This is a genomic window from Arcobacter rhizosphaerae (assembly GCF_049472155.1).
Classification (GTDB): domain Bacteria; phylum Campylobacterota; class Campylobacteria; order Campylobacterales; family Arcobacteraceae; genus Arcobacter_B.
In genome coordinates, this window is record NZ_JBMOVW010000002.1 from 336,307 (window position 1) to 359,400 (window position 23,094).

A 23,094-nucleotide genomic window follows, 5' to 3' on the forward strand; every position below is an offset into this window, starting at 1 on the left:
CTTCTAAAACTTAATGGATACAAAAAAACTTAAATCAAACTCATTATTATCATTTAAAAAGTTGTTTTTCCTATACTCCACATAAGAGGGTTTTGTTGTTGTTTCAAATTCACTTCTTGGAAGCCATTCATGATAAACCCAATGAATAAACTTTAAGACATCCCCATGAACACCTTTTATATCAAATCTTGCATAAACTCCATCAGCTATTTTAAAATCAGGTAATCTATCACTTTGAACTTCTTCACTTTCACTTGTCTCAATACAAGCGATATACTGACAGTCATTTAAAGGAGTAATTGAAGGATTATCATGAAAAAGTGCAATTTCTTTGTACTCTTTAATATTATTTGACAAAATCCAAACTTGTAGTTTTTGCCAAGCTTGTTTTATATTTACATTATATCCTCTATTTCTTATGTAATATGCTTTTCTAAAAGGCATTTTTACTATAGTTGGTGTTATTTCATTGAAATTTGCTTTTGATTCCATAGCTTTTGGAGATTGTTGTAAAATATTATTTGAATACTGCTTATAACCTCCACTTCTCCACTGTTTTGGTGTCATTTCAAATCTTTCTTTAAAAGTTTTAATAAAAGAAGATTGAGATGAATATCCACACTGATTTGCTATATCAGAGATTGTTGAATATTTATTTGTAAGTAATAAATTAGATGCTTTTTGTAATCTAATAGATTTAATGCTTTCATAAATATTTTTTCCAAAAGCCTCTTTAAAAATTCTATGCATGTGAAACTTACTTATATTTAAATCAATACTAAGTTCTTCTATATCGATGTTTGTCTCAATATGAGTATAAATATAAAACATTATATCATTGGCTATTTTTGTTCTTTTTTGAAGAGTTTGTTTTTTCATAAAATCAATTATAGCATAAATAAAATATAAAATTAGCACTAATAAACAATTATAATAGCACTTAAAAAGAAGAATTATTTTTAAATTTTTCATACAATAATCACAATTCAAAATATAAGTAAGGTTTTTAGGAAAAAATATGAACTTAAATAAACAATTGAATTTAGTTTTACAAGAATGTGAATCTATAAATTTACAAAAATTAAAATTAGATACATTACTTATTATTGTTCATCACTTATTAAGTGATTACAAGAAAATGCAATTACCTAAAAGTGAAAATGACATGAAGTTTATTCATGAAAATGTTAAAAATTTGAAAATCTATTTAGACAATAATATAGTTACAAGTGAAACACTTTCATACGTTTTTAAGAACCAAAATAAGTCCTCAACACTTAAAAAAATATCAATAAATTTAGAACCAATGAGAGCTTATTATAAATTCCTAACCTCAATCTTTTCTTCCCAACTAAAGAAAGGTTCATATTGGATTCCTGAACTCCTTGCTTTTAGTTTGATTTACAATTACAAAAAAGAGTTTGAAAAATCTTTTTGTTCGTATACTTTTATCGATAGTTTCCCTATTGAAAAAATACTAAATATATACAATGAAAACAATATCGCTGTGAAAAAAAATATTTCACAAAAAGAAGAAATTTCTACATGGAAAGTTAAAACAAGTTTAGATGAAATGTATGATTTATCTGAATATATGATTAAAAAATATTTATCTTACAGTTTTAAAATTAATACAAAAAGAGTTTCAAAAACTAGAAAAAAAAGAAGAAGATAGATAAAATCTATCAAACTTCTAAAAATGAAATAGAATTTTTTCTATTTCTATAAAAAATCTTTTGATTGCTATATGTAATGCTATCTTGGATTTTTTGCGTAACAACTGCATGATCAGGTGACTTTGAACACACAGGATCAGCAGCATTCATCTCTCCTGTTAGAGCAAAGGCTTGGCACCTGCATCCGCCAAAGTCTTTGTCTCTTTCATCACAAGTCCTACAAGGCTCACTCATCCAACTATCCCCTCTAAAATAGTTAAAAGCTTTTGAGTCATACCATACTTCTTTTACAGAGTTTTCTTTAACATTTGGAAATTCTAAAGGTAAAGTATTTGCTGTATTACATGGAAGAGCAACCCCATCAGGATTGATAGTTAAAAATGTAGTTCCCCATCCATTCATACAAGCTTTTGGTCTATCTGCAAAATAATCAGGCACAACTAAAAATACTTTCATTGCATCATCTTTTTGTCTATACTTATTTACTTTTGCTTTTGCTTCATCTAATTGCTCTTTTGAAGGAAGCAGTGCATTTATATTTTTTAAAGCCCAACCATAATATTGGATATTCGCTATTTCTAAATAGTTCGCCCCTAAAGTTTCGGCAAATTCTATAATTTCCCCTACTTGATGAATATTCTGTCTAGTAATACAAGTATTAACTATAAGTTGTAAGCCCGCAGCTTTAATTTCTTTTGCAAAAGCAATTTTTTCTTTATAAGAGTTTTTATTGTTTGTAATTAAAGTCATAGTATTTTCATCATGTGATTGAATACCTAGCTGAACTGTTTTAAGCCCTGCTTCTTTTAGTTTTTTTACTATTCCTTTTGGAGCACCAACTCCTGATGTAATAAGATTTGTATAAAACTTCAAGTCATTTGCTTTTTGAACAATATCAACAATATCTTTATTTAATAAAGGCTCGCCACCTGAAATACCAAGTTGAACAGCTCCAAGTTCTCTAACCTCATCCATCACTCTAAACCAATCATCTTTACTCATAGCATCTTTTGTATTTACAAAATCAAGTTGATTGTAACAGTAAGAACACTCTAAAGGACACTTATGAGTTAACTCTAAAAGCACCCAAAGTGGCGGTTTTATTTCTAATTTTTCATTATTTGCTTTATCATTAATCGACATACTGCACCCACTTTCTTTCAAATGCTTCATTAAAAAATGCTTCTATATCTTTTGATAAATCAGACATTTCAAACTTTTTTTCTAAAGTTTTTACTATCTGATTAAAACTTTTTGTTCCATCACATTGATTCATTATTTCGCCAGCACTTTGATTTAACTGGACCATACCTTCTGGGTATAATAATACAAAACAGTCTTGTGCTTTTTCAAACTGTAATTGAAAGTGATTATTCACTACAATTAATTTTTCTTTGTGCATCTTCTACCCCTTCAATATTAAAGTATGGAGGTTGTTTTAATTCGTATGCTAAATATAAAGCATCACACATTGTCCATAAAATATCTAATTTAAATTGTAATATTTCACAAGCTTTACTTTGTAGTTCAATTGTATTAAACTCTTCTAATGTTAATGATAATCCATGCTGAACATCTCTTCTTGCTTCACTTAATCTTTTTTGGAAATATCTTAAACCTTTTGGTTCAATCCAAGGATAATTATCAGGCCAAGTATTAAGTCTTTGTTGATGAATTTCAGGAGCAAACATCTCAGTTAAAGATGACATTGCAGCCTCTTTCCAAGGTCTTTGTTTTGCAAAATTTACATAAGCGTCAACTGCAAACTTAACAGATGGTAATACATATCTATGAGAAATTAAATCCTCTTTATTTAGTCCAACTGCTTCACCTAGCTCAAGCCATGCTTCAATTCCTCCACCAACACTATCATGGTCAATAATTCTATCTATCCACTTTCTTCTATCTTCTAAAGGAGGATTATTTGACATAATTGCAGCATCTTTAATAGGAATTGCCGTTTGATAATAAAACCTATTTGCTACCCATCCTTGAATCTCTTCTTTTGTACATTCACCTTTATACATTCTTATATGAAAGGGATGATGAATATGATACATCTTACCCATAGCTCTTAATTTAGCTTCAAACTCTTCTTTTGAAAGTAATTGGTCAATTTTTTTAATCATAATATTCTCTCCTTAATTATATTTCGATACTCATACCATCATAAGAAACTTCAATTCCATGGGAAATAAGCTCCTTATACTCATCACTACTCTCATCTAAAATAGGATTTGTATTATTTATATGAATTAGTATTTTTCTTGGTTTTTCTAAACTATCTAAAACTTTGATAAGCCCTTCTTCTCCACTTAATGGAATATGTCCCATATCAGTTCCAAGTTTATTTGAGAAGTTCCCTTTAATCATTTCATCATTTGTCCATAGTGTTCCTTCTATTAAAAGAACATCTGCATTTCTCATTTCTTCAAATACATGGTCTTCCATAACACCAAGTCCAGGTAAATAAAATAGTCTTTTTCCAGTATTTTTATTTACAACTGTTATTCCAATATTATCACCCTTTCTTGGTTTATCTCTGTAGGCTGAATATGGAGGAGCATTTGAAATTAGTGCATGAGCATAAAACTCATAACTAGGCATAACTGGTATTTCAAATTTTGTAGTTGAATCTGGAAGAATTTCATGCCATACAGTTCCTCCACCATCCCAATGCTTTAGCATTTTCATAGTAGGGAAAGATGTATTTAACTCTTCATTTACTTCTTTTGTACAATAAATTTGATGAGGACATCCCTCTCTTAACATAAGTAAACCTGTTGTATGGTCAATTTGAGCATCATTAAAAACGATAGCTTTTATTTTTGTTTCTCTTTTTTGTGTTGGGTGTAAAAAGGGGGAATTATGAATTTGCTCTAAGATATCAGGTGAAGTATTAAATAAAACCCAGTTTTCACCATCTTCACTTATAGTAATAGAACTTTGAGTTCTTCTTTTAATAGTTTTTTTACCTTCTCTGTAACCCTTACAGTTATCACAGTTACAGTTAAACTGAGGAAGACCTCCTCCTGCACCTGATCCTAAAACTTCTATTTTCATAATCTTCCCTTAACTCTTTTTATAATTAAGTCTAGTTTAGACTTAATTATAAAAAGAGTAAACTAGACAAAGCTAGTTTACTCACCTTAGGTTCTACTCGTTACAAATATACATTGTTACTTCAAAACCAAATCTATTATCCACAAACATAGGTGTTTCCCATTTCATAACAATTACCTCCTTTGTAAGATTTTTATATTCAGATTACTTATGTAATTTGAATACGTGTACTGAACCACCTTGGTTTAAAAGCTTAACAGCTTTTGCAACTTCACCACCCCATAAAGGAACGGCTCCACCCCAACCAGATACTACAGCAATATATTGCTCACCATTTTGCTCCCAAGTAATAGGAGAAGAAACGATTCCAGAACCAACATTAAATGAGTATAACTCTTTACCAGTTTCATCATCTAATACTAAAAGTTTACCCTCTGGATTACCTGTAATTACTAAACCACCAGCAGTAGTTAAAACTCCACCCCATAGAGGTGCTTTGTTTTTATAAATCCACTTAATTTTTCCACTTACAGGATCAACAGCTTTGATAGCACCTATATGATCTTCATAAATAGGTTTGATTGTAAATCCAGCACCTAAGTATGCTGCACCTTTTTTATAAGAAACAGGTTGATTCCAAATATCCATTCCCCACTCATTTGCAGGAACATAGAATAATCCTGTTTTTTTAGAGTAAGCCATTGGATTCCAGTTTTTACCACCTAAGAATGAAGGTACTGAGAATACAGATTTACCTTTCTTTCCATTTACAGGAGCTCCAGGTCTATTATCTTCATTTACTATAGGTCTACCATTTTCATCAATTCCTTTAGCCCAAGTGATTTTATCAACGAAAGGAGTAGATCTAATGTACTTACCAGTAACTCTATCTAATACATAAAAGAATCCATTTTTGTCAGCAGTAGCACCTGCTTTTACAACATTTCCATTTTTATCTTTGTAATCAAATGGTATAAATTCTGCCATACCATCATAATCCCATCCATCATTTGGAGTAGTTTGATAATGCCATACAATTTTACCAGTATCAGGGTTTACAGCAACTCTTGAAGCAGTATATAAGTTATCACCTTTTCTTAAATGAGAATTCCAAGGTGCAGGGTTTCCAGTTGGAACATAAATTAAATCTGTTTCAGGGTCATAAGTCACACCATTCCAAGGAGCACCTCCACCATGTTTCCAATTATCACCTTCCCATGTTGCATTTAATGTTCCTGAAATACCATTTTCTTTTCCATTTAAATATCCCATGTGACCTTCAACCATCGGTCTAGTCCATATTAACTTACCTGTTTTTGGATTTCTAGCTTCTACTTTACCAACAACACCAAACTCACCACCAGAAACACCAGTGATTAACATATCTTTTACAATAAGTGGAGCAGCTGTAAATGAATATCCATCTTTATATTTAGCAATTCTTTTTTTCCATTTTACTTTTCCAGTTTTTCTATCAAGAGCAACTAGTTTCGCATCAAGTGTTCCAAAAATTACTAAATCATCATATATTGCAGCACCTCTGTTTATAACATCACAACAAGGTAAAATTGCATCAGGAAGTCTTGCATCGTACTGCCATAGTTCCTCTCCTGTTAAAACATTTATAGCAAAAAGTCTAGAGTAAGAACCTGTCACATACATAACACCATCTTTTACAATAGGTTGAGACTCTTGTCCTCTTTGTTTCTCTCCTCCAAAACTAAAATTCCATACAGGAACTAAATCTTTAACTGTATCTTTATTTATTTGAGTTAATGTTGAGTATCTTTGACCTTTTGGTCCTAAACCATAAGAAACTACATCACCAGGTGTTTTTGCATCATTTACAATTTCATCATAAGTAACTGGTGCAAATGATGGTTTTGTAACTTTTGTTATGCTATCATTTTCCATGTTGCTAGACATAGCACATCCACTAATTAGTGCAGCTAGTGTAACGGCAACTGCACTAGTTAGCAATTTATTTTTATTCATCTTCTCTCCTTTTAAATCTTGATAACAAACCTGAAAAATTTGTCTTAAAAGAAGTATACATGAGAAATATAGCCTGAGTTTAGCTATGATTTATTTTTTTAGACTTAAAACCTACAAAGGCCATTATTAGGGTTATAAGCAAAGAAATTACTACTATTATTAAAGAATTTATATCAACTTTTAAATACAAAGAAAACCTTATAGATTCAACTATATAAGTAAATGGATTATAAGATGATATATTAAATAAAACTAAGGAAGAATCTTTTATTTTCCACAAAGGATATAAAGCACTACTTAAAAAAAACATTGGAAATATAACAAAATTCATAACAGTAGCAAAATTTTCTAACTGCTTAATTACAGAAGAAATAAATAAAGCAAAAGCATTTAATATAATTGAAGAAATCATAATAATAGGAATAGTTGATAAAATAGCTAAATATGAAATATCTACTCCATAAACTTTTGCTACTAATAAAAAAGTTACTGCTTGAATTGTAGATACAATTGCTGTGGCAAACATCTTACAAAATAGTAAATAATTTCTATTTATATATGAAGATAGTAAAATCTTCATACTTCCCATTTCTCTATCAAATATCATAGTAAGTGAACTTTGCATACCATTAAAAAGTAAAACCATACCAACAAGTCCAGGAACTATGTATGTTTCATAAGTAATATATGTCTCATAAGGTGGAATAATAGCTAAACCTAAGGCTGTTTTAAAGCCAACTGAAAAGATAAATAACCATAATAAAGGTCGTACTAAAGCTGAAAAGAATCTACTTTTTTGTTTTACAAATCGAATTAACTCTTTATAGATAATTCCTTTCATGCAATTTATATAAATATTCATGTTTTACCTTACTATTTGATTGAAAGTATCAACTAATTTGTCTTTTTCATACTTTTTAACTATATCTTTTACAATTCCTGTTTCTACTATTTCACCTTTTTTTATAAAAGATATATCATCATTTTCTTCTACTTCATCAAAAAGATGTGTAATCCATAAAACACTCAAACTCTCTGTTTTAACTAAATCTCTAACATAATTCAAAATATCAAATCTACTTTTTAAATCAAGTCCAACAGTTGGTTCATCTAAAAGTAAAAGTTTTGGTTTATTTATTAAAGCTCTTAAAATCTCTACTCTTCTTCTATGTCCACCATTTAGTTTTCTAGTTGTAATATCTAAACTATCTTGAAGTTCAAGCCTTACTATTTCATTTTCTATGGATTTAATAGTATCTTTAAAATTCAAGCCTTTTATAGATCCATAATAATAAAGATTTTGCCGTACAGTTAAATCTAAATCCAAAGTTGGCTCTTGAAAAACAATACCTATATCTTTTAAGGATTTTGTATAATTTTTTATTGAATATTGATTTATATTTATAGTTCCAACTTCAACTTTTAAAAGTCTTGTGATTAAAGAAAAAATAGTAGATTTGCCAGCACCATTTAATCCTAGTAAAACAGAAAAACTACCCTGCTTTATACTAAAAGATACATTATTTAATACTTTTTTATCTCCATAAAAAAAGTCTACATCTTTAAACTCTAAAATATCACTAGTCATGATTATTTACTTGGAACTACAGCTAAGCCCCAAGGATACCTTCCAACTTTAATAGTTTTTTTAACTTTTAATGATTCTACATCAATGACAGAAATATCCCCACTTACTCCATTTGTTGTATAAAGTTTCTTTTCATTTTCTGCAAAATCAAGTTGCCAAACTCTATTTCCAACTAATAAGTATTTTATTACTTTATATGTTTTTGCATCAATAACGGCTACATGATTTGCAGGCCCCAATGCAACAAAAGCATATTTTCCATTGCTTGTCAGTTTTATTCCAACTGGTTGAATTAAATCTTTAAAAATACCTGGAATTTTAAAAGAGATTTTTGAAAGTGCTTTTTTAGTCTTAGTATCAATAACCATCACTGTACCACCAATTTCAGAAGAAGCCCAAACTTTATCACCTGCTTTTGTGAATTCTATATGTCTAGGTCTTTGATCAACTAAAGTATTATGAACAATCTTTTTTGTTTTTGTATCAATCCAATGTAAAAAATTAGATGTTTCAGAAGTATTGATAGCAACACTTCCATCAGGGCTTACAGCCATACCTTCTGGCTCAATACCAACTTCAATTTGTGCAATTACATCTTTTTTTTCTATGTCAACAACTGTTACAATACCATCATCCTCATTTGATATATAAAGTTCTTTACCATCTGGATGTAAAGCAAACTGTTCTGGATCTTCACCTGATGGAAGATTATATAAAATTTTTCCCGTTTTTGTATCCATAGCTTGAACTGTATCATCGTCACTAGCACAAATATATAACTTAGAATAATCTTTATTAAGTAAAATACCTCTAGGTCTTTGTCCAACTTCATAGGTCTTTATAACTTTATTTGTTTTTGAATCAATAACAGAAATAGTATTATCTTTTTCATTTGATACAAAAATAGTATCCGATAATAAACTTGTTGATAATAATAGTGAGCTTAAAAATAACCTTCTCATAATAATTACTCCTTAAATTAATTTAAGCATTGTATATTATATTTATAGCTTGAGTTTAGCAAAGATTTGTTGTAATAAGAAAAGTTTTAAAAAGTATAGAGATAAAGCAGTTTCTGCTTTATCCCATAAATATATTGTTTATTTAACTATAAAAATAGCTCTTTCTCTATCGCTTTTAGCTGATGGAAGACCTAGTGTATAAGTACCTGGTTTAATAGGTATAAAAGTAAGTTCAATTTCACCTTCATCATCAAATTCGAAACTATCAATTCCTAATGGTCTTACTTCAATATCATTAATAGATACTTGATTTACCCAAATATTTCTAAAAAATTCAGGACCTACAATAGGAACTTCTCTTGAACCATCACTTTTTAATACAAGTTTATAATACTTACCTGCTTTTAAATTATATGGCTTCTCTGCCAAAGTCTTACCTGCACCAATAGTAATAGGTGCTAATGTTGTTCTTGAATGTAATAAACCTTTAATATTTCCAAAAGCAAACTCAGCTGTTAAAAATAGCATAATTGAAAGTGCTATGATTTTTTTCATTTTTTCTCCTTAGTTGAATAGTTTTAAAATTGTAGTAAATGATTATAGCCTGAGTTTAGCGATTGTTTTTTGCTAAACTTAAGCTATAAACCTTATGTATACTTAAAAAAATCAAGAAGGAAAATATATGAAACTATTACTATTATTATTTATATTTGCTACTTTTATAAATGCAAATATTTTAGAAGTAAACATTTTATACTTAGAAGAAAAAATCAAAAAGCCACCAGTACTTTCAAATATTATAAAAGACCCTAATGATTTAGGACTAAAAGGTGCTCAAATAGCTATAAAAGATAGCAATAAAAGTGCCAGATTTTTAAATCAAAAATACAATCTAATTAAAGCTATTTCTTATAAAAAAGAAGAACTTATTAGTGCTTATGAGAAGTTTGTAAAAGAAGGGAACAATTACGTTGTTTTAAATGTTGAAGATGATTTATTAAAAGAGCTTTTAGCACATAATTTCTCTTCAAAAACTCTATTTGTAAATGCAAAAAGTCAAAACTCAAATCTTAGAAAAAACTATTGTAATAACAATCTTTTACATACAATATCAAGTAATGCCATGCTATATGATGGATTAGTTCAATTTTTAGTAAAAAGAGACTTTAAAAATATCTTTTTAATTAGTGGTGAGCATGAAAAAGACTTGCTTATTAAAGAAGATATTAAAAGATCAATTAAAAAATTTGGTGCAAAAATTGTAAAAGAAAAAACTTGGGATAATAATAGTGATATAAGAAGAAAAGCAAATACTGAATTTCCTTCATTTACTCAAGCTTCAGATTATGATTTAATCTTACTTGCTGATTACCATGGTGATTTTGGAGAGTTTATGTATTTTAATACTTGGCTTCCAAGACCAGTTGCTGGAACGCAAGGCTTAACACCTGTTACATGGCATAAAGTAATTGAAGCATGGGGTGCAGCACAAATGCAAAGCAGATTTGAAAAATTTTCAAAAAGATGGATGCAATCAGTTGATTATTCAAACTGGGTTGCTATTAGAACAATAGTTACAGCACTAACTCATACAAAAACAGCTGATCTAAAAACAAATATAAATTACATCTATTCAAAGGATTTTGAACTAGCAGCATACAAAGGAAGAAAGTTAACATTTAGGGAATTTAATGGTCAAATTAGAATGCCTGTAGCACTAGTTCAACCAAGAGCCTTAGTATCAACATCTCCTCAAGTTGGATTTCTACATCCAAAAACTGACTTAGATACTTTAGGTATTGCGTCATTTGAAATGGAGTGTAAGAAGTAATGAAAAAGCTAATACTTCTTTTTTTTATAGCTTGTAGTTTAAGTGCAAACTATAAAATAATAGAGAATGAAAATCTTTTTAGCGTTAAAGTTGAAGATGAGAGTTTTCAAGAAGTATTAGTAAATCTAAAAGATGAAATCAGCTTCCAAGGCTTTGTAATAGTTCATGAACTAAACCTTGCAAAATCTACATCAAATGTAGCTAAAGCTTTAAAGCAAAACCCTGTTTTAACAAATGGCATAAATTTACTTATGTGTAAAAGTAGCTTTACTTTAAAAATGATTCAAGAAACCTCTTCAAATATTACATATTGTCCTTTAGGAATTTCTGTTTATGAGCTTAAAAATGAAGTTTTTATATCTTATAAAAAGTATCATAACTTAAAAGATGAAGATATGATTTACAAAGAAGTAAATGAGAAGTTAAAAAATCTAATATTAAAGAGTTTGGATTAATATTTTCCAAACTCTTTGTAAGTGCCATTATCTAAAAGTAAAAATACTGTTTTTACTTCTTTATCATTTTCATAAGAAGGTAAAGAAAGACCTATTGAATCTTTTGGAATACTTTTAAAGAACTCTTTTATAGCTTTTGCTGGAACATTTCCTTCAAATACATAATCTTTAAAAATTGTTGTATTACATGATTGAACTTCTCTTGGAACACCTACACTATATTTCAAACCTTTTACATTTACCATTTGAACTATTTCAACTTGATTGGCTATTTTTTTCATATCATCTAACCATGATTTTGGACAAGTGCTTGTCATAGGTTGAAAAACTTGCATTTTACTTTCACTTGCGAATAAAGTAAGACCTAGCATTAAGATTAAAACTATTTTTTTCATATTTCTCCTTTTAATATATTTGGATATTTTTCAAATATCTCATTTTTTATCTCATCAACTCTTCGTTGATTGGCTTTTTTATTTTTATTGTTTTCAAACTCTAAAATTATAGTTGCAGGATTTTTAGAGAAAAAGAAAATCCTATTTGAAAAGTATAGTGCTTCACTTAAATCATGGGTTACTAACACTACTTTAGGATTAAACTTTTCACATAGTTTTAAAAACTCTTCTTTCAACTGCATTGATGTTGGATAATCAAGAGAAATAAAAGGCTCATCTAAAAGTATAAGTTTTGGTTCATTTATAAAAGCTCTTATTAAAGCTACTCTTCTTTTCATTCCCCCTGATAGAGCACTGGGATAAAACTCTAAAACATCTTCTAACTCTATTAGTTTTAGAAACTCTTTTATTTTATTCTCATCTTTATCTTTATAAACCAATAAAAGATTATCTTTTATACTTAACCAAGGTATTAATCTATCATCTTGAAACATAAAAGAGATCTCTTCACTATCTTTTTTAACTTCCCCAATATAGTCGTCATCTAGTGATGCTAAAATATTTAGAAGTGTTGTTTTCCCACAACCAGATGGACCAATAATTGAGATAAATTCTTTTGCTTTAAGACTTATATTTATATCTTTTAAAACTCTTTTATCTTTATAGTTTTTATTTTCAATACAAATTTCTAACATTTTATTTCCATTTATTGATATATAAATCTATTGGTTTTAAAAATAGTTTTTCAATTAAAAGAATTACTAAAACAAAAGCGAAAGAGTAAGCTAAAATTGAAGTAATATCAAAGAATTGAAAGAACATAGAGATTTTAAAACCTATTCCATCACTTCTTCCAAGAAGTTCAACAACTAATACAATCTTCCAAATTAGTGATAAACACAATCTTGTAGAAGCCATAATATAAGGATATATTTGTGGTAAAAAAACTTTAAAGAAAGTCTCTTTTTTTGATACTTTATATACTTTTGCTAATTGAATATATTTTCTATCAATTGCCTTAGTACCCTCTCTTACATTTACTATTACAATTGGAAGTTTATTTAAAATCACAGCTAAAAGTGCTGCAAAATCTGTAAGTCCAAACCAAATATAACAAATTACAATTGTTACAAGTGCTGGGATATTTAATCCAAGAATTAAAATAAAATCAAAAATATCATCTATTTTTTTTGATATTCCCATTAAAATACCAAAAATAATCCCTAAGAACATAACTACAAAAAAACAAACAAATACTCTATATAAAGTAACTCCTAAATTATAAAGTAAATCTGAATTAAAAGTATGATCATATAAACTAGTAGCTATTTGAGAAATAGAAGGGAAAGTAGAACTTGCTATAAAAAAAGCTGTCACTTCCCATATAAGTAAAAAAGCTACTATTGATAGGATTCTGATATTTTTACTTAACACTTTTTATACTTCTTACTTTTGAAAATTCCAAAATGTTTTTTCATCTAAACTTTTAGCATTTGATACTAAATTTTTACCACCTTCTTTTAAAAGTATTTCAAATACTTTTTTTGAATCTTCTATATTTTTAGAATTAAACTCTTTTATAATTCCTTGTCTAAATCCTTCTTTTAAAGCCTTGAAAACCTTGTCTTCTTTTGATTTCATTAGAGGTCTTATTCTATCCCATTCTTTTTCATTTGATAAAAGAATATCTTTTGCTTCATGACTGGCTTTTATAAATGAGTTATAAAGCTTTTTATTTTTTAAAGCAATATCTCGTCTAAACGTCCAACCAATTAGTGAAATATTCTCTTTTACACCTAATTGTTTTAAAACATCACTCATTTCAACTAAAGGCTGTACTCCTTTTGCTTTTAACTTTGCATTAAAATGCCAAAAATTAATAGCAGAATCTAAAGAACCATCAAGTATTTTTTTATATAAGATTACAGGACTAGCAAAAACAGGAGTTATTAAATCTTTTAAGTCTTTTTTATATTTATGCTTACTATATGCCCGCAGAAGTAGCCAACTCTTATCATAAGCACCACCTGAAACTCCAAGTTCTTGCCCTTCTAAGGCTAAAAGAGTCTTTACATTTTGTTTTGTATAAATTGTTCCTGTTGCTTTTGAATATGGATAAAAAGTAAAATCTTTTTTATTTGCTCTTTGAGTATTTACCCAAAGCCAATCAGTAACTATCATATCTACAGAGTTTGCTTGAAGTGCAACAGATGAAGCATTTTTAGAAGCAAGCTTTAAAACCTCCAAATCAAAACCATATTTTTTATCTAATTTATTATATTTTATTACATTTAATTCCCAATTTACAGTTCCATAAGCTAAAACTCCAACCTTAAGTTTCTCTTGGGCACTTACCTTTATTATTAAAAATAAAATTACTAAAAAAACTTTATACATATTTATCCTTTAAAACTAAAACTCTAAAACATTGTATAAGAGTTTTATAGCATGAATTTAGCGAAAACCCCCTATTTTTCATTGCTATAATCAGGCTATAAAAACTGTTTATAATTTCAGAATCTAAAAAATAAAAGGAAAGAAGAGATGAATAAAATTCAAAAAATAGGATTAGCTACACTATTTTCAACAGTGTTTGCATTTGGACATGGAAGTGTTACACCTCAAAAAATTGATACAAAAGGCTTAGAGTCTTTAGGAAAAGAATGGTTAGATGAGAATCCATATAAAACTAATAATAAAAAAGCAGTTGAAATAGGTGCCTATGCATATAGTGAAAACTGTGCAAGGTGTCATGGACTTGATGCTATTTCAGGTGGTATTGCTCCAGATTTAAGAGCTTTAGAAGCAGGTATGGATGGTGATGAGTGGTTTATGGAAAGAGTTAGAAATGGTGCAGTTAGAAATGGCAATGTTTATATGCCTCCATTTGAAGGTGTATTAAATCAAGAAGCTATGTGGGCAATTAGAACGTATATCCAATCTTTACCAAAAGAGTAAGAAATGAATTTACTTAAATCAACAGTGCTAATAGTTTTACTTACTTTATTCGCAAATGCAAGAAGTATTGAACATATTCAAGAAAGTGGAAATATCGTAATTGCAGTTTACGAAAACTTTCCACCTTATTCTTTTGAAGAAAATGGCAAATTAAAAGGTATTGATATAGAGCTTGGCAAAATTATAGCAAAATCTCTTAATGTTAAACCTATTTGGTATGTTACTGGTTCTGATGAAAACTTATCTGATGATTTAAGAAATACAATTTGGAAAGGTAATTTAGTCCATAAAACAAAAGCCGATATTATGTTTAGAATTCCTTATGATTATGATTATTTAAGAATGACTGATAAATCAACAGGTGAACTTGAAAATGAAATGGTTACAGTTAAAGGTCCTTACCAAAGTGAAAAGTGGGTTATTGCAACCCATAAAGATATAATTCCCGAATTTGAAACACTTGCGACTTTTGCATATCATACAATAGCAGTCGAATTAGATACCTTACCTGATACACATATTACAGGTTTTGCTAGAGGATTAATCAGTAAAAATGTTAAACACTATTTTAAACTTGATAAAGCAATCAAGGATTTTAAAAATAAAAAAGTTGATGCTATTGCAGGTTTAAAATCACAATTAGAGTATCTTTTAGATTATAAGAATAATAAAAACAAGTATTACATAAGTGAAGCTTTAGCAAATGTTAAATCACATTGGGACTTAGCTACGGCAGTTTCTAGTATGTATAGACCTCTAAGTTATCATATAGATGGAGTACTTCATAAAGCTTACATAGATGGATCTATAAAAAAAATATTTGAAAAATATGGAGTTGAATATATGCCTCCAATTTCAAAAACTCAATAAGGAATTAATATGAAATTATTGCTTTTTTTTATTTCAACTTTTTTACTAAGTTCAAGTCTTTTTGCTAAAAACCCTATTTTTTCACCTACTTTTGATGATTTGATAAAACAAACTATAGGTAGTGAAAAATATATTTTTGATGATAAAAATATACAAATCAAGGTTCCAAACTTTGCAGATAATCCTGTACAAGTTCCAATTTATGTAAATGCCTATAAAATAAAAGATGCACAAAAAATGATTTTATTTGCAGATTTAAATCCAATTCCCAGAATTATTGATATGCAAACAACAAAGATCCTTCCAGTAATTTCTATAAATATAAAAGTAGCTCAAGAAACACCTTTAAGAGCCTTAGTATTAGATAGTAAAGGTATTTGGCATATTGGAAGTAAAAATATAAGAAGTAATGGTGGGGGATGTGATGTCTCAAGTCAAGCTTCAACAAATAGTGATTTTGCTAAATTCTTAGGCAAAACAAAAGGTAAAGTTTTTAAAAAAAAGGATAAAAATAGAATTAAAGCTTCTATTTTTCATCCAATGGAAACTGGTCTAATATTTGGAAATGTTGAATTTTATATAAATACTATTAAAATTCAAAATGATAAAGAACTTTTATCAACTATAAAAACAAGCTCGGCTATTAGTGAAAATCCAAGATTTATTTTTGAAATAAAAGATAATAGTAAATCATATAAAATTAATTTTCTTGACAATGATGGAAATGACTTTGAATTGGAGTTATGATGAAACTTTTATTATTAATCATAGCTTCTATTTCATGCTATGCAAATAGTTTTGACTTTAAAATAAAACCTATAAAACTAACTGAGAATAGCTATTATATTTATGGAAAAGAAGAGTATTTTTCAAAAGAAAATGGCGGAGATATTGCAAATAGTGCTTTTATAATTACTAAAAACTCTGTGATTTTAATAGATACAGGTTCAAGTGTAGAGTATGGACAACAGCTAAAAAAAGCTATCAAAAAAATCACAAACAAACCCATAAAATATATAATAAATACACATCATCATCCTGATCATTTTTTAGGAAATTATGCTTTTAAAGATGTAAAAATCTATGCAACAAAACACACAAAAGATGATATAAAAAACAATGGTGAATTATATATAAGTAATATGGTAAACTTGATTGGTAAAATTGCTTACACAACAAAGATTAAAATTCCTAATACTTTATTAGAAAAAAAAGAGCTTGTTTTAGATGGATATAAGCTAAAAGTTTTATATCTAAATGGTCATACAAAAAGTGATATTGTAATTTATGATGAAAAAACAAAAATCCTTTATACTTCTGATTTAGTTTTTAATAATCGTGCTTTAGCAACGCCCCATGCAAATCTTCAAGATTGGATAAAAGCTTTAGAAAAACTAAAAACTATTGATTTTAAGGTTTTAGTTGCAGGTCATGGAAAGGCTTCTTATAATAAAAAAGTTTTAGATGAAAATATTTTTTACCTACAATATTTAGATACTACATTAAAAAATGCAGTAAAACAAGGATTTGATACTTTTGAAATTTTAGAGCAAGAACATCCAAAAGAAGTTCAGAATTATTCTATGTTTAAAGAAGAGTTTGAAAGAAGTATAATAAATCTATACCCTAAGTATGAGAATCAATAATTTATTGATTCTTCACACTTATATCTTTTAAAAACTCTACTACAAGTCTTACACCTGCACCTGTTGCACCATAAGGATTATATCCCCAGTTTACTTTTCTATAAGATGGCCCTGCTATATCAAAGTGTAGCCATTTCTTCTTATATTTTTTTTCTATAAAATTATCTAAAAACATACTTCCAATAATTGCTGCACCATTTTTATTTGCACTTGAATTTAAAATATCAGCAACACCACTTTTTAAAATATCTTGCATATAAATATTAAAAGGTAAAAAGCCTATTAATTCTCCACTTCTTTTTGAAGCCTTAGAGATCTTATTTTTTAGCTTTTCACTATGACCTAAAACAGCACTAGTATATCCACCAAATGCTCCTATACTAGAACCTGTAAGTGTTGCTAAATCCAATATATAATCTATATTATTTATATTTTTTTGTGCATATACTAAACAATCTGCAAGAACTAACCTTCCTTCTGCATCTGTATTTGTAATCTCTACTGTTTTATTTCCTATTTTAATCACATCATCAGGTTTATAAGCATTTGAACCTATCATATTCTCAACTGCACCTAAAATAGCATGAACTTCAATATCTAAGTTTGATTGACTCAAATATTTCATAACTCCCAAAATTGATATAGCTCCTGCTTTATCACATTTCATAGAAACCATACCATCACCTCTTTTAAGACTCAATCCTCCAGTATCATAAGTAACACCCTTACCTACTAAAACTATCTTAGCTTTTGGATTTTTTGTCCTTGTACTTGCGAAATTACATGGTTTATAGGATAAGTGAATTAATTGACTTTCATGTCTTGATGCTCTTCCTACAGCATACATTGCATTTAAAGAGTTTTTTCGCATATAATCTTCACCATAAATACTACAACTCATATTTTTTTTCTTTGCTATTTCTAAAGCTTCATTTGCCATAGTTTTTGGATAAAAATCTTGTGCAGGAGTATTTACAATATCTCTTACAAAATTTACACTTTGACATAAAGATAAACTATCTTGTAGCCTTTTTTGTAAGTCTTTAGTTTGTTCTTTAGAATTTTTAATATTTATACAAAGTCTTTTCTCTTTTTTTTCTTTCTTTTTATACTTTAGAAATTCATAAGAACCTAAAATAAAACCTTGAACTAAATCTTCTATTTTTAACTCTTTGTTTAAACTTTTTATATCTATGTAAAAATCAATATGTTTTTTAGTAACTTTAAGAGCTTTACTAAGTGCTATTTTTATAGATTCTCTATCTTTATTTTTCATATATACAAATATTTTTTTTGAACTTATCTCAAAATATGTATTAAAATTTGAATTTTTAAAATTTATTTTGTCTAATATTTTTTGTGTTTTATTAGGTAGTTTTTCTGTATTTTTAAATAAGATTATTTCTATTTCATCATCTTTTTTTTTACGATTTTCTAAAACTATATTCATCTGCTTTCCTTTAAGAAATATTATATAGTTTTAAAATAAAATTAGATTTTAATTTATGGAGTAAAACCAGCTAAAAGCTGGTTTTTAGATTTGTTAGTTTTTGTCTAAAGAACAAAGATCACTGTAAGCTACTTCTAATCTAGAAATTAAGCTTTCTTGTCCTGCTCTTAAGAATTTTCTTGGATCATAATAAGACTTATTTGGTTTATCTTCCCCATCTGGGTTACCAATTTGTCCTTGTAAATAATCATGATTTTTAGCTTCATAAGCTCTTACACCATCCCAAAATGCCCATTGAGTATCTGTATCAATATTCATTTTTATAACACCATAATCAATAGCTTCTCTAATTTCTGAAAGTTCAGAACCAGACCCACCATGGAATACAAAATCAACTGCTTTTTCTTCAGTTGAGTGTTTTTCTTGAATAAATTTTTGAGAATTCTCTAAAATCTTTGGAGAAAGTACAACATTTCCTGGCTTATAAACACCATGTACATTTCCGAAAGATGCAGCTATTGTAAAGTTAGGTCCAACTTCACCTAATTTTTCATAAGCATAACAAACTTCTTCAGGTTGAGTATATAATAAAGCATTATCTACATCAGTGTTATCAACACCATCTTCTTCCCCACCTGTAATACCAAGCTCGATTTCAATCATCATATCTAATTCATTCATTACTTTAAAGTAATCAACACATGTAGAAATATTTTCTTCTAAAGATTCTTCTGATAAGTCTAACATGTGAGATGTATATAAAGGTCTACCAGTTTTTTCAAAGTGTTTTTTACCTGCTTCTAATAAACCATCAATCCATGGTAAAAGTTTTCTTGCTGCATGATCAGTATGTAAAATAACTGGAATACCATAAGCCTCAGCCATAGTATGCACATGCTGTGCTCCACTTACTCCACCTAAAATAGCTGCATTATCAACTTTTAAACCTTTTCCTGCGAAATATTGAGCTCCACCATTTGAAAATTGGATAATAACTGGTGAATTTACTTTAGCTGCTGCTTCTAATACCGCATTTACTGAATCAGTTCCTACTACATTTACAGCAGGAATAGCAAACTTATTTTCTTTTGCATAAGCAAAAAGCTTTTTAGCTTCACTTCCTGTTAATACCCCTGGCTTTACAATATCTAATACACCCAACTTGTTCTCCTTGTGTTTTATTAATTAAGATTATTTAATTACAATTTTTGCTTTTTTTCTTAATTCGTCAGTGATGTCTTTAACTTTTTTGTTATATTTATTTTGTAATAACATTCTTGAAATATTACCCTTTACTTCATTAAAAGATAATGACTTAGACGCCTTTTTATCATTTAAATAGATAATATGATATCCAAATTGTGTTTTAACAGGAGTTTTAGAATAAGTGTTTTTCTTTAAAGATTGAGCTGCCTTAGCAAATTCAGGAACCATTTGTTGAGCATTAAACTCACCTAAATTTCCACCATCTTTACCACTAGGTCCTTGAGATTTTGTTTTTGCTAATTCAATAAATTTTGCTTCTTTTTTTGAAGCTTTATCTAATTGTTTAATTAAATCTTTTGCCTCTTTTTCAGTTTTAACTAAAATGTGTCTAGCTTTTAATGTTGCTGGTGTTTTAAACTTTGATTTATTTTCATTGTAAAATTTCTTTTGTTCTGATTCAGAAATTTTCATAGCTCTTAATTGATTTTGTTGCCAAACTTGAAATGCTAAATCAGATTTCATTCTTTCTAAAGCATCTTTAAATTGTTTATCTTTCTCAATTCCTTCTTTCATTGCTTTTTTAGCAAGAAGTTTTTTATTAATAATTTGAGTTAAAACTTGTTCTTGAGCTTTTTTTGGTAAAGCTTCAAATTGCATTCTTGGATCTTGTAAAACCATAGCTACATCAGTTTTAGTAATTTTTTCTCCATCTACTGTTGCATAATAATCAGCTGCACTTAATCCTGTAGATAATACTAATGTTGCTACAACGCTTGAAATAATCTTCTTCATAATTTTCCTTCATAAATATTTAAAGTATTGTAACTTTTCTTTGTTAATAAAAAATTAATAAAAAGCCTAAATACCTAAAAAACACACTTTTTTAATAAATTCATAAATTTACCTTAAAAAACCTTTAAATTTAAAAATATTTATGATATAATTCCGAAAAATTTAAACTTAACTTAAATTTAAGGGATAACAAATATATGAGAATTTTAATAATTGAAGATGAAATAACTTTAAATAGAACATTACAAGAGGGTCTTACTGATTTTGGTTATCAAGTAGACGCTGCTGAAAATTATAAAGATGCTGAATACTTTATTGATATTAGAAATTATGATTTAGTTTTAACTGATTGGATGCTTCCAGATGGTGATGGTATTGAGCTATGTAAAATTGTAAAAAACAGAAGTTCAAGAACTGCTGTAGTAATTATCTCTGCAAGAGATGATAAAGAGTCTGAAATTGAAGCTTTAAAATCAGGAGCTGATGACTTTATAAAAAAACCATTTGATTTTGATATTTTATTAGCAAGAATTGAAGCTAGATTAAGATTTGGTGGAACAAACATCATTGAAATTGAAGGTCTTGCTATTAATCCTGATGAAGAAAAAATTGAGTATAACGGTGAAGAAATCGAATTAAAAGGTAAACCTTTTGAAGTATTAACTCACTTAGCTAGACATAGAGATCAAATTGTATCTAAAGAGCAATTATTAGACGCAATCTGGGAAGAACCAGAATTAGTAACTCCAAATGTAATTGAAGTTGCAATTAACCAAATTAGACAAAAAATGGATAAACCATTAAATATTTCTACAATTGAAACAATCAGAAGAAGAGGTTACAGATTCTGTTACCCTGATACACAAGACGAAACTACTAAATAATTTTTCCTTTAGGTTATAAATGGAAGCGAAGAGCATATATAAACAGTTTTATACAAAACTAATTATTGCTACTTCGCTTTTTATTATTGCATTATCTTTTATTTTTTATGAATACTCAAGAAGTACAACTTATGAAAATATTCAAAAAAACATGTTAAAAGACGCAAAAAAAATATATAAAATCTCACATGTAAATAAAGAATTTAACTTTAAAAACTTTAAAACAATTCAAGATGATGACTTATCCATTGGATTAGTAAATAATCCAAAACTTAAAAGTTATAAATTTTTTACATATAAAAAAAATGACAACTATTATATAAAACTTCTTTATCCTTACAATTTAGAAAAAAGAAAATTTATCCAACTTATAAGAAATATCAACTTTGAAAGAGAAATCTTATATTCTATTATTTTCAAAAATTTATTTATATTAGCTATTCCTGGTTTTTTACTAATGCTTATTTATTCACTTGTAGTTTCAAAGTCTTTATTAAAACCTATTATTCAAATTAATAAAAAACTATCAAATATGGATGAAAATTCATTAACACAAATAGACAAAAAAGATTTACCTATAGAGTTTCACTCTTTATCAGATTCTATTAATTCCCTTACAAATAGAATTGAGACTTATGTAAAATTTAAAAAAGAACTCTTTATTGGTGCTGCTCATGAATTAAAAACTCCACTTGCAGTTATGAAATTAAAAAATGAAGTAACTCTTAGAAAAAAAAGAGAAGTAGAAGCTTATGAAGAGACTTTAAAATTAACTGTTAAACAAATAGATGATATGAATATTATGATCTCTTCAATTTTAGATATAGGAAGAGCTGAGGGTGCACAATTTGAACAAACACAAGATTTAGATTTAGTTGAATTCATGAAGAAAAAAACAAATGATTATAGAATGTTAAGTGCCCAAAAAAATATTATCGTTACATTTTTTTCTAATGTAAATCATTTAAAAGTATCTATACAAGTTACCCTATTTAATCAAATATTACAAAACTTTGTACAAAATGCTATTAAGTTTACTCCTGAGGATAAATCAATAGCTATTAGACTTAAAAAAGGTAAAGAAAAAATCATTATCACTGTAACTGATGAGGGTAAAGGTATTGATGAAAATATAGATTTATTCGCTCCATTTAAAAGAGTTGGTAATCAAAGTGGAGTAGGACTTGGTTTATTCTTAGCAAAAAATGCAGCAGATGCATTAAGAGCTAAAATTACTCTAAAAAATAGAAAAGATAATAAGTCAGGATGTGTTGCTAAGCTTGTACTTAACAACCCATCAAAACTAAAAAACCTTTAAAATTT

The 23,094-nt window shown here is 27.9% G+C and carries 27 protein-coding genes; 9 read left to right on the top strand and 18 right to left on the bottom strand.

The genetic code is table 11. The features are described 5' to 3' along the window. Positions 1-3: 3 nt before the first annotated feature. Positions 4-879 carry an AraC family transcriptional regulator gene (locus ACH5BH_RS04700; protein WP_404307512.1) on the bottom strand — a complete coding sequence of 292 codons (876 nt, stop codon included), beginning with the start codon at positions 877-879 and terminating at the stop codon, positions 4-6. 139 nt (positions 880-1,018) lie between these two features. Here ACH5BH_RS04700 and ACH5BH_RS04705 point away from each other — a divergent pair, with 139 nt between their 5' ends. Beyond that, positions 1,019-1,675, top strand: a complete 657-nt coding sequence (locus tag ACH5BH_RS04705; protein ID WP_423297618.1) for a hypothetical protein — start codon at positions 1,019-1,021, stop codon at positions 1,673-1,675. A 10-nt stretch (positions 1,676-1,685) separates the two neighbouring features. On the opposite strand, the gene pqqE is transcribed toward ACH5BH_RS04705, so the two are convergent. From pqqE to ACH5BH_RS04755, 10 genes are all read right to left on the bottom strand, one after another. Further along, positions 1,686-2,819, bottom strand: coding sequence for a pyrroloquinoline quinone biosynthesis protein PqqE (gene pqqE, locus ACH5BH_RS04710; protein ID WP_423297619.1), 1,134 nt, complete (start codon positions 2,817-2,819; stop codon positions 1,686-1,688). Continuing rightward, entirely contained in the window at positions 2,809-3,078 is a 270-nt protein-coding gene (gene pqqD, locus ACH5BH_RS04715; RefSeq protein WP_423297620.1) for a pyrroloquinoline quinone biosynthesis peptide chaperone PqqD, read from the bottom strand. The genes pqqE and pqqD overlap by 11 nt, the downstream gene beginning before the upstream one ends. Continuing rightward, on the bottom strand, positions 3,047-3,805 hold the full coding sequence (gene pqqC / locus ACH5BH_RS04720; protein WP_423297621.1) for a pyrroloquinoline-quinone synthase PqqC: 759 nt from the start codon (positions 3,803-3,805) through the stop codon (positions 3,047-3,049). Before pqqC ends, pqqD begins: the two co-directional genes overlap by 32 nt. Before the next feature lie 16 nt (positions 3,806-3,821). Then, on the bottom strand, positions 3,822-4,739 hold the full coding sequence (gene pqqB / locus ACH5BH_RS04725) for a pyrroloquinoline quinone biosynthesis protein PqqB (RefSeq protein ID WP_423297622.1): 918 nt from the start codon (positions 4,737-4,739) through the stop codon (positions 3,822-3,824). Positions 4,740-4,832: 93 nt separating this feature from the next. Further along, complete coding sequence (pqqA, locus tag ACH5BH_RS04730) at positions 4,833-4,907, bottom strand: pyrroloquinoline quinone precursor peptide PqqA (protein WP_404307570.1); 75 nt, start codon at positions 4,905-4,907, stop codon at positions 4,833-4,835. A 36-nt stretch (positions 4,908-4,943) separates the two neighbouring features. Beyond that, positions 4,944-6,734, bottom strand: coding sequence for a PQQ-dependent methanol/ethanol family dehydrogenase (locus ACH5BH_RS04735; protein ID WP_404307523.1), 1,791 nt, complete (start codon positions 6,732-6,734; stop codon positions 4,944-4,946). A 79-nt stretch (positions 6,735-6,813) separates the two neighbouring features. Next, positions 6,814-7,596 (bottom strand): ABC transporter permease, encoded by a 783-nt coding sequence (locus ACH5BH_RS04740; RefSeq protein ID WP_423297623.1) that lies wholly within the window; start codon positions 7,594-7,596, stop codon positions 6,814-6,816. A gap of 3 nt (positions 7,597-7,599) precedes the next feature. Beyond that, the gene (locus ACH5BH_RS04745) at positions 7,600-8,322 is read right to left on the bottom strand and encodes an ATP-binding cassette domain-containing protein (protein ID WP_423297624.1); all 723 of its coding nucleotides are present in this window, start codon (positions 8,320-8,322) and stop codon (positions 7,600-7,602) included. A 2-nt stretch (positions 8,323-8,324) separates the two neighbouring features. Further along, positions 8,325-9,284, bottom strand: coding sequence for a YVTN family beta-propeller repeat protein (locus ACH5BH_RS04750; RefSeq protein WP_423297625.1), 960 nt, complete (start codon positions 9,282-9,284; stop codon positions 8,325-8,327). Positions 9,285-9,422: 138 nt separating this feature from the next. Continuing rightward, positions 9,423-9,839: a cupredoxin domain-containing protein gene (locus ACH5BH_RS04755; protein WP_404307531.1), complete on the bottom strand. Its 417-nt coding sequence runs from the start codon at positions 9,837-9,839 to the stop codon at positions 9,423-9,425. 127 nt (positions 9,840-9,966) lie between these two features. Here ACH5BH_RS04755 and ACH5BH_RS04760 point away from each other — a divergent pair, with 127 nt between their 5' ends. Continuing rightward, on the top strand, positions 9,967-11,115 hold the full coding sequence (locus ACH5BH_RS04760; RefSeq protein ID WP_423297626.1) for a type 1 periplasmic-binding domain-containing protein: 1,149 nt from the start codon (positions 9,967-9,969) through the stop codon (positions 11,113-11,115). Beyond that, positions 11,115-11,570 carry a DUF302 domain-containing protein gene (locus tag ACH5BH_RS04765; protein ID WP_404307534.1) on the top strand — a complete coding sequence of 152 codons (456 nt, stop codon included), beginning with the start codon at positions 11,115-11,117 and terminating at the stop codon, positions 11,568-11,570. Before ACH5BH_RS04760 ends, ACH5BH_RS04765 begins: the two co-directional genes overlap by 1 nt. Here the strand turns inward: ACH5BH_RS04765 and ACH5BH_RS04770 are convergent. The 4 genes from ACH5BH_RS04770 to ACH5BH_RS04785 are packed head-to-tail and all read right to left on the bottom strand — an operon-like array spanning position 11,567 to position 14,362. Beyond that, the gene (locus tag ACH5BH_RS04770; protein ID WP_404307536.1) at positions 11,567-11,965 is read right to left on the bottom strand and encodes a DUF411 domain-containing protein; all 399 of its coding nucleotides are present in this window, start codon (positions 11,963-11,965) and stop codon (positions 11,567-11,569) included. The two genes, ACH5BH_RS04765 and ACH5BH_RS04770, sit on opposite strands and share 4 nt — an antisense overlap. Beyond that, positions 11,962-12,660: an ABC transporter ATP-binding protein gene (locus tag ACH5BH_RS04775; RefSeq protein WP_423297627.1), complete on the bottom strand. Its 699-nt coding sequence runs from the start codon at positions 12,658-12,660 to the stop codon at positions 11,962-11,964. The genes ACH5BH_RS04770 and ACH5BH_RS04775 overlap by 4 nt, the downstream gene beginning before the upstream one ends. A 1-nt stretch (position 12,661) precedes the next feature. Then, complete coding sequence (locus tag ACH5BH_RS04780; protein WP_423297628.1) at positions 12,662-13,399, bottom strand: ABC transporter permease; 738 nt, start codon at positions 13,397-13,399, stop codon at positions 12,662-12,664. Positions 13,400-13,411: 12 nt separating this feature from the next. Next, positions 13,412-14,362, bottom strand: coding sequence for an ABC transporter substrate-binding protein (locus ACH5BH_RS04785; protein ID WP_423297629.1), 951 nt, complete (start codon positions 14,360-14,362; stop codon positions 13,412-13,414). 147 nt (positions 14,363-14,509) lie between these two features. On the opposite strand from ACH5BH_RS04785, the gene pedF reads away from it, so the two are divergent. The 4 genes from pedF to ACH5BH_RS04805 are packed head-to-tail and all read left to right on the top strand — an operon-like array spanning position 14,510 to position 17,439. Continuing rightward, positions 14,510-14,923: a cytochrome c-550 PedF gene (pedF, locus tag ACH5BH_RS04790; RefSeq protein WP_404307544.1), complete on the top strand. Its 414-nt coding sequence runs from the start codon at positions 14,510-14,512 to the stop codon at positions 14,921-14,923. 3 nt (positions 14,924-14,926) lie between these two features. Continuing rightward, positions 14,927-15,793, top strand: a complete 867-nt coding sequence (locus tag ACH5BH_RS04795) for a substrate-binding periplasmic protein (RefSeq protein ID WP_423297630.1) — start codon at positions 14,927-14,929, stop codon at positions 15,791-15,793. 9 nt (positions 15,794-15,802) lie between these two features. Beyond that, entirely contained in the window at positions 15,803-16,540 is a 738-nt protein-coding gene (locus ACH5BH_RS04800; RefSeq protein ID WP_423297631.1) for a quinoprotein dehydrogenase-associated SoxYZ-like carrier, read from the top strand. Continuing rightward, the gene (locus ACH5BH_RS04805; RefSeq protein ID WP_423297632.1) at positions 16,540-17,439 is read left to right on the top strand and encodes a quinoprotein relay system zinc metallohydrolase 1; all 900 of its coding nucleotides are present in this window, start codon (positions 16,540-16,542) and stop codon (positions 17,437-17,439) included. The genes ACH5BH_RS04800 and ACH5BH_RS04805 overlap by 1 nt, the downstream gene beginning before the upstream one ends. A gap of 1 nt (position 17,440) precedes the next feature. On the opposite strand, the gene ACH5BH_RS04810 is transcribed toward ACH5BH_RS04805, so the two are convergent. The 3 genes from ACH5BH_RS04810 to ACH5BH_RS04820 all read right to left on the bottom strand — a co-directional run bounded on the left by ACH5BH_RS04810 (position 17,441) and on the right by ACH5BH_RS04820 (position 20,887). Further along, positions 17,441-18,889 (bottom strand): leucyl aminopeptidase, encoded by a 1,449-nt coding sequence (locus tag ACH5BH_RS04810; protein ID WP_423297633.1) that lies wholly within the window; start codon positions 18,887-18,889, stop codon positions 17,441-17,443. Between the two features lie 93 nt (positions 18,890-18,982). Continuing rightward, entirely contained in the window at positions 18,983-20,050 is a 1,068-nt protein-coding gene (fbaA, locus tag ACH5BH_RS04815; RefSeq protein ID WP_404307554.1) for a class II fructose-bisphosphate aldolase, read from the bottom strand. Positions 20,051-20,080: 30 nt separating this feature from the next. Then, the gene (locus tag ACH5BH_RS04820; RefSeq protein ID WP_423297634.1) at positions 20,081-20,887 is read right to left on the bottom strand and encodes a peptidylprolyl isomerase; all 807 of its coding nucleotides are present in this window, start codon (positions 20,885-20,887) and stop codon (positions 20,081-20,083) included. A 197-nt stretch (positions 20,888-21,084) separates the two neighbouring features. Here ACH5BH_RS04820 and hsrA point away from each other — a divergent pair, with 197 nt between their 5' ends. Beyond that, the gene (gene hsrA, locus ACH5BH_RS04825; protein WP_404307558.1) at positions 21,085-21,771 is read left to right on the top strand and encodes a homeostatic response regulator transcription factor HsrA; all 687 of its coding nucleotides are present in this window, start codon (positions 21,085-21,087) and stop codon (positions 21,769-21,771) included. Between the two features lie 19 nt (positions 21,772-21,790). Next, on the top strand, positions 21,791-23,089 hold the full coding sequence (locus ACH5BH_RS04830) for a HAMP domain-containing sensor histidine kinase (RefSeq protein WP_404307560.1): 1,299 nt from the start codon (positions 21,791-21,793) through the stop codon (positions 23,087-23,089). The last annotated feature ends 5 nt before the right edge of the window (positions 23,090-23,094 follow it).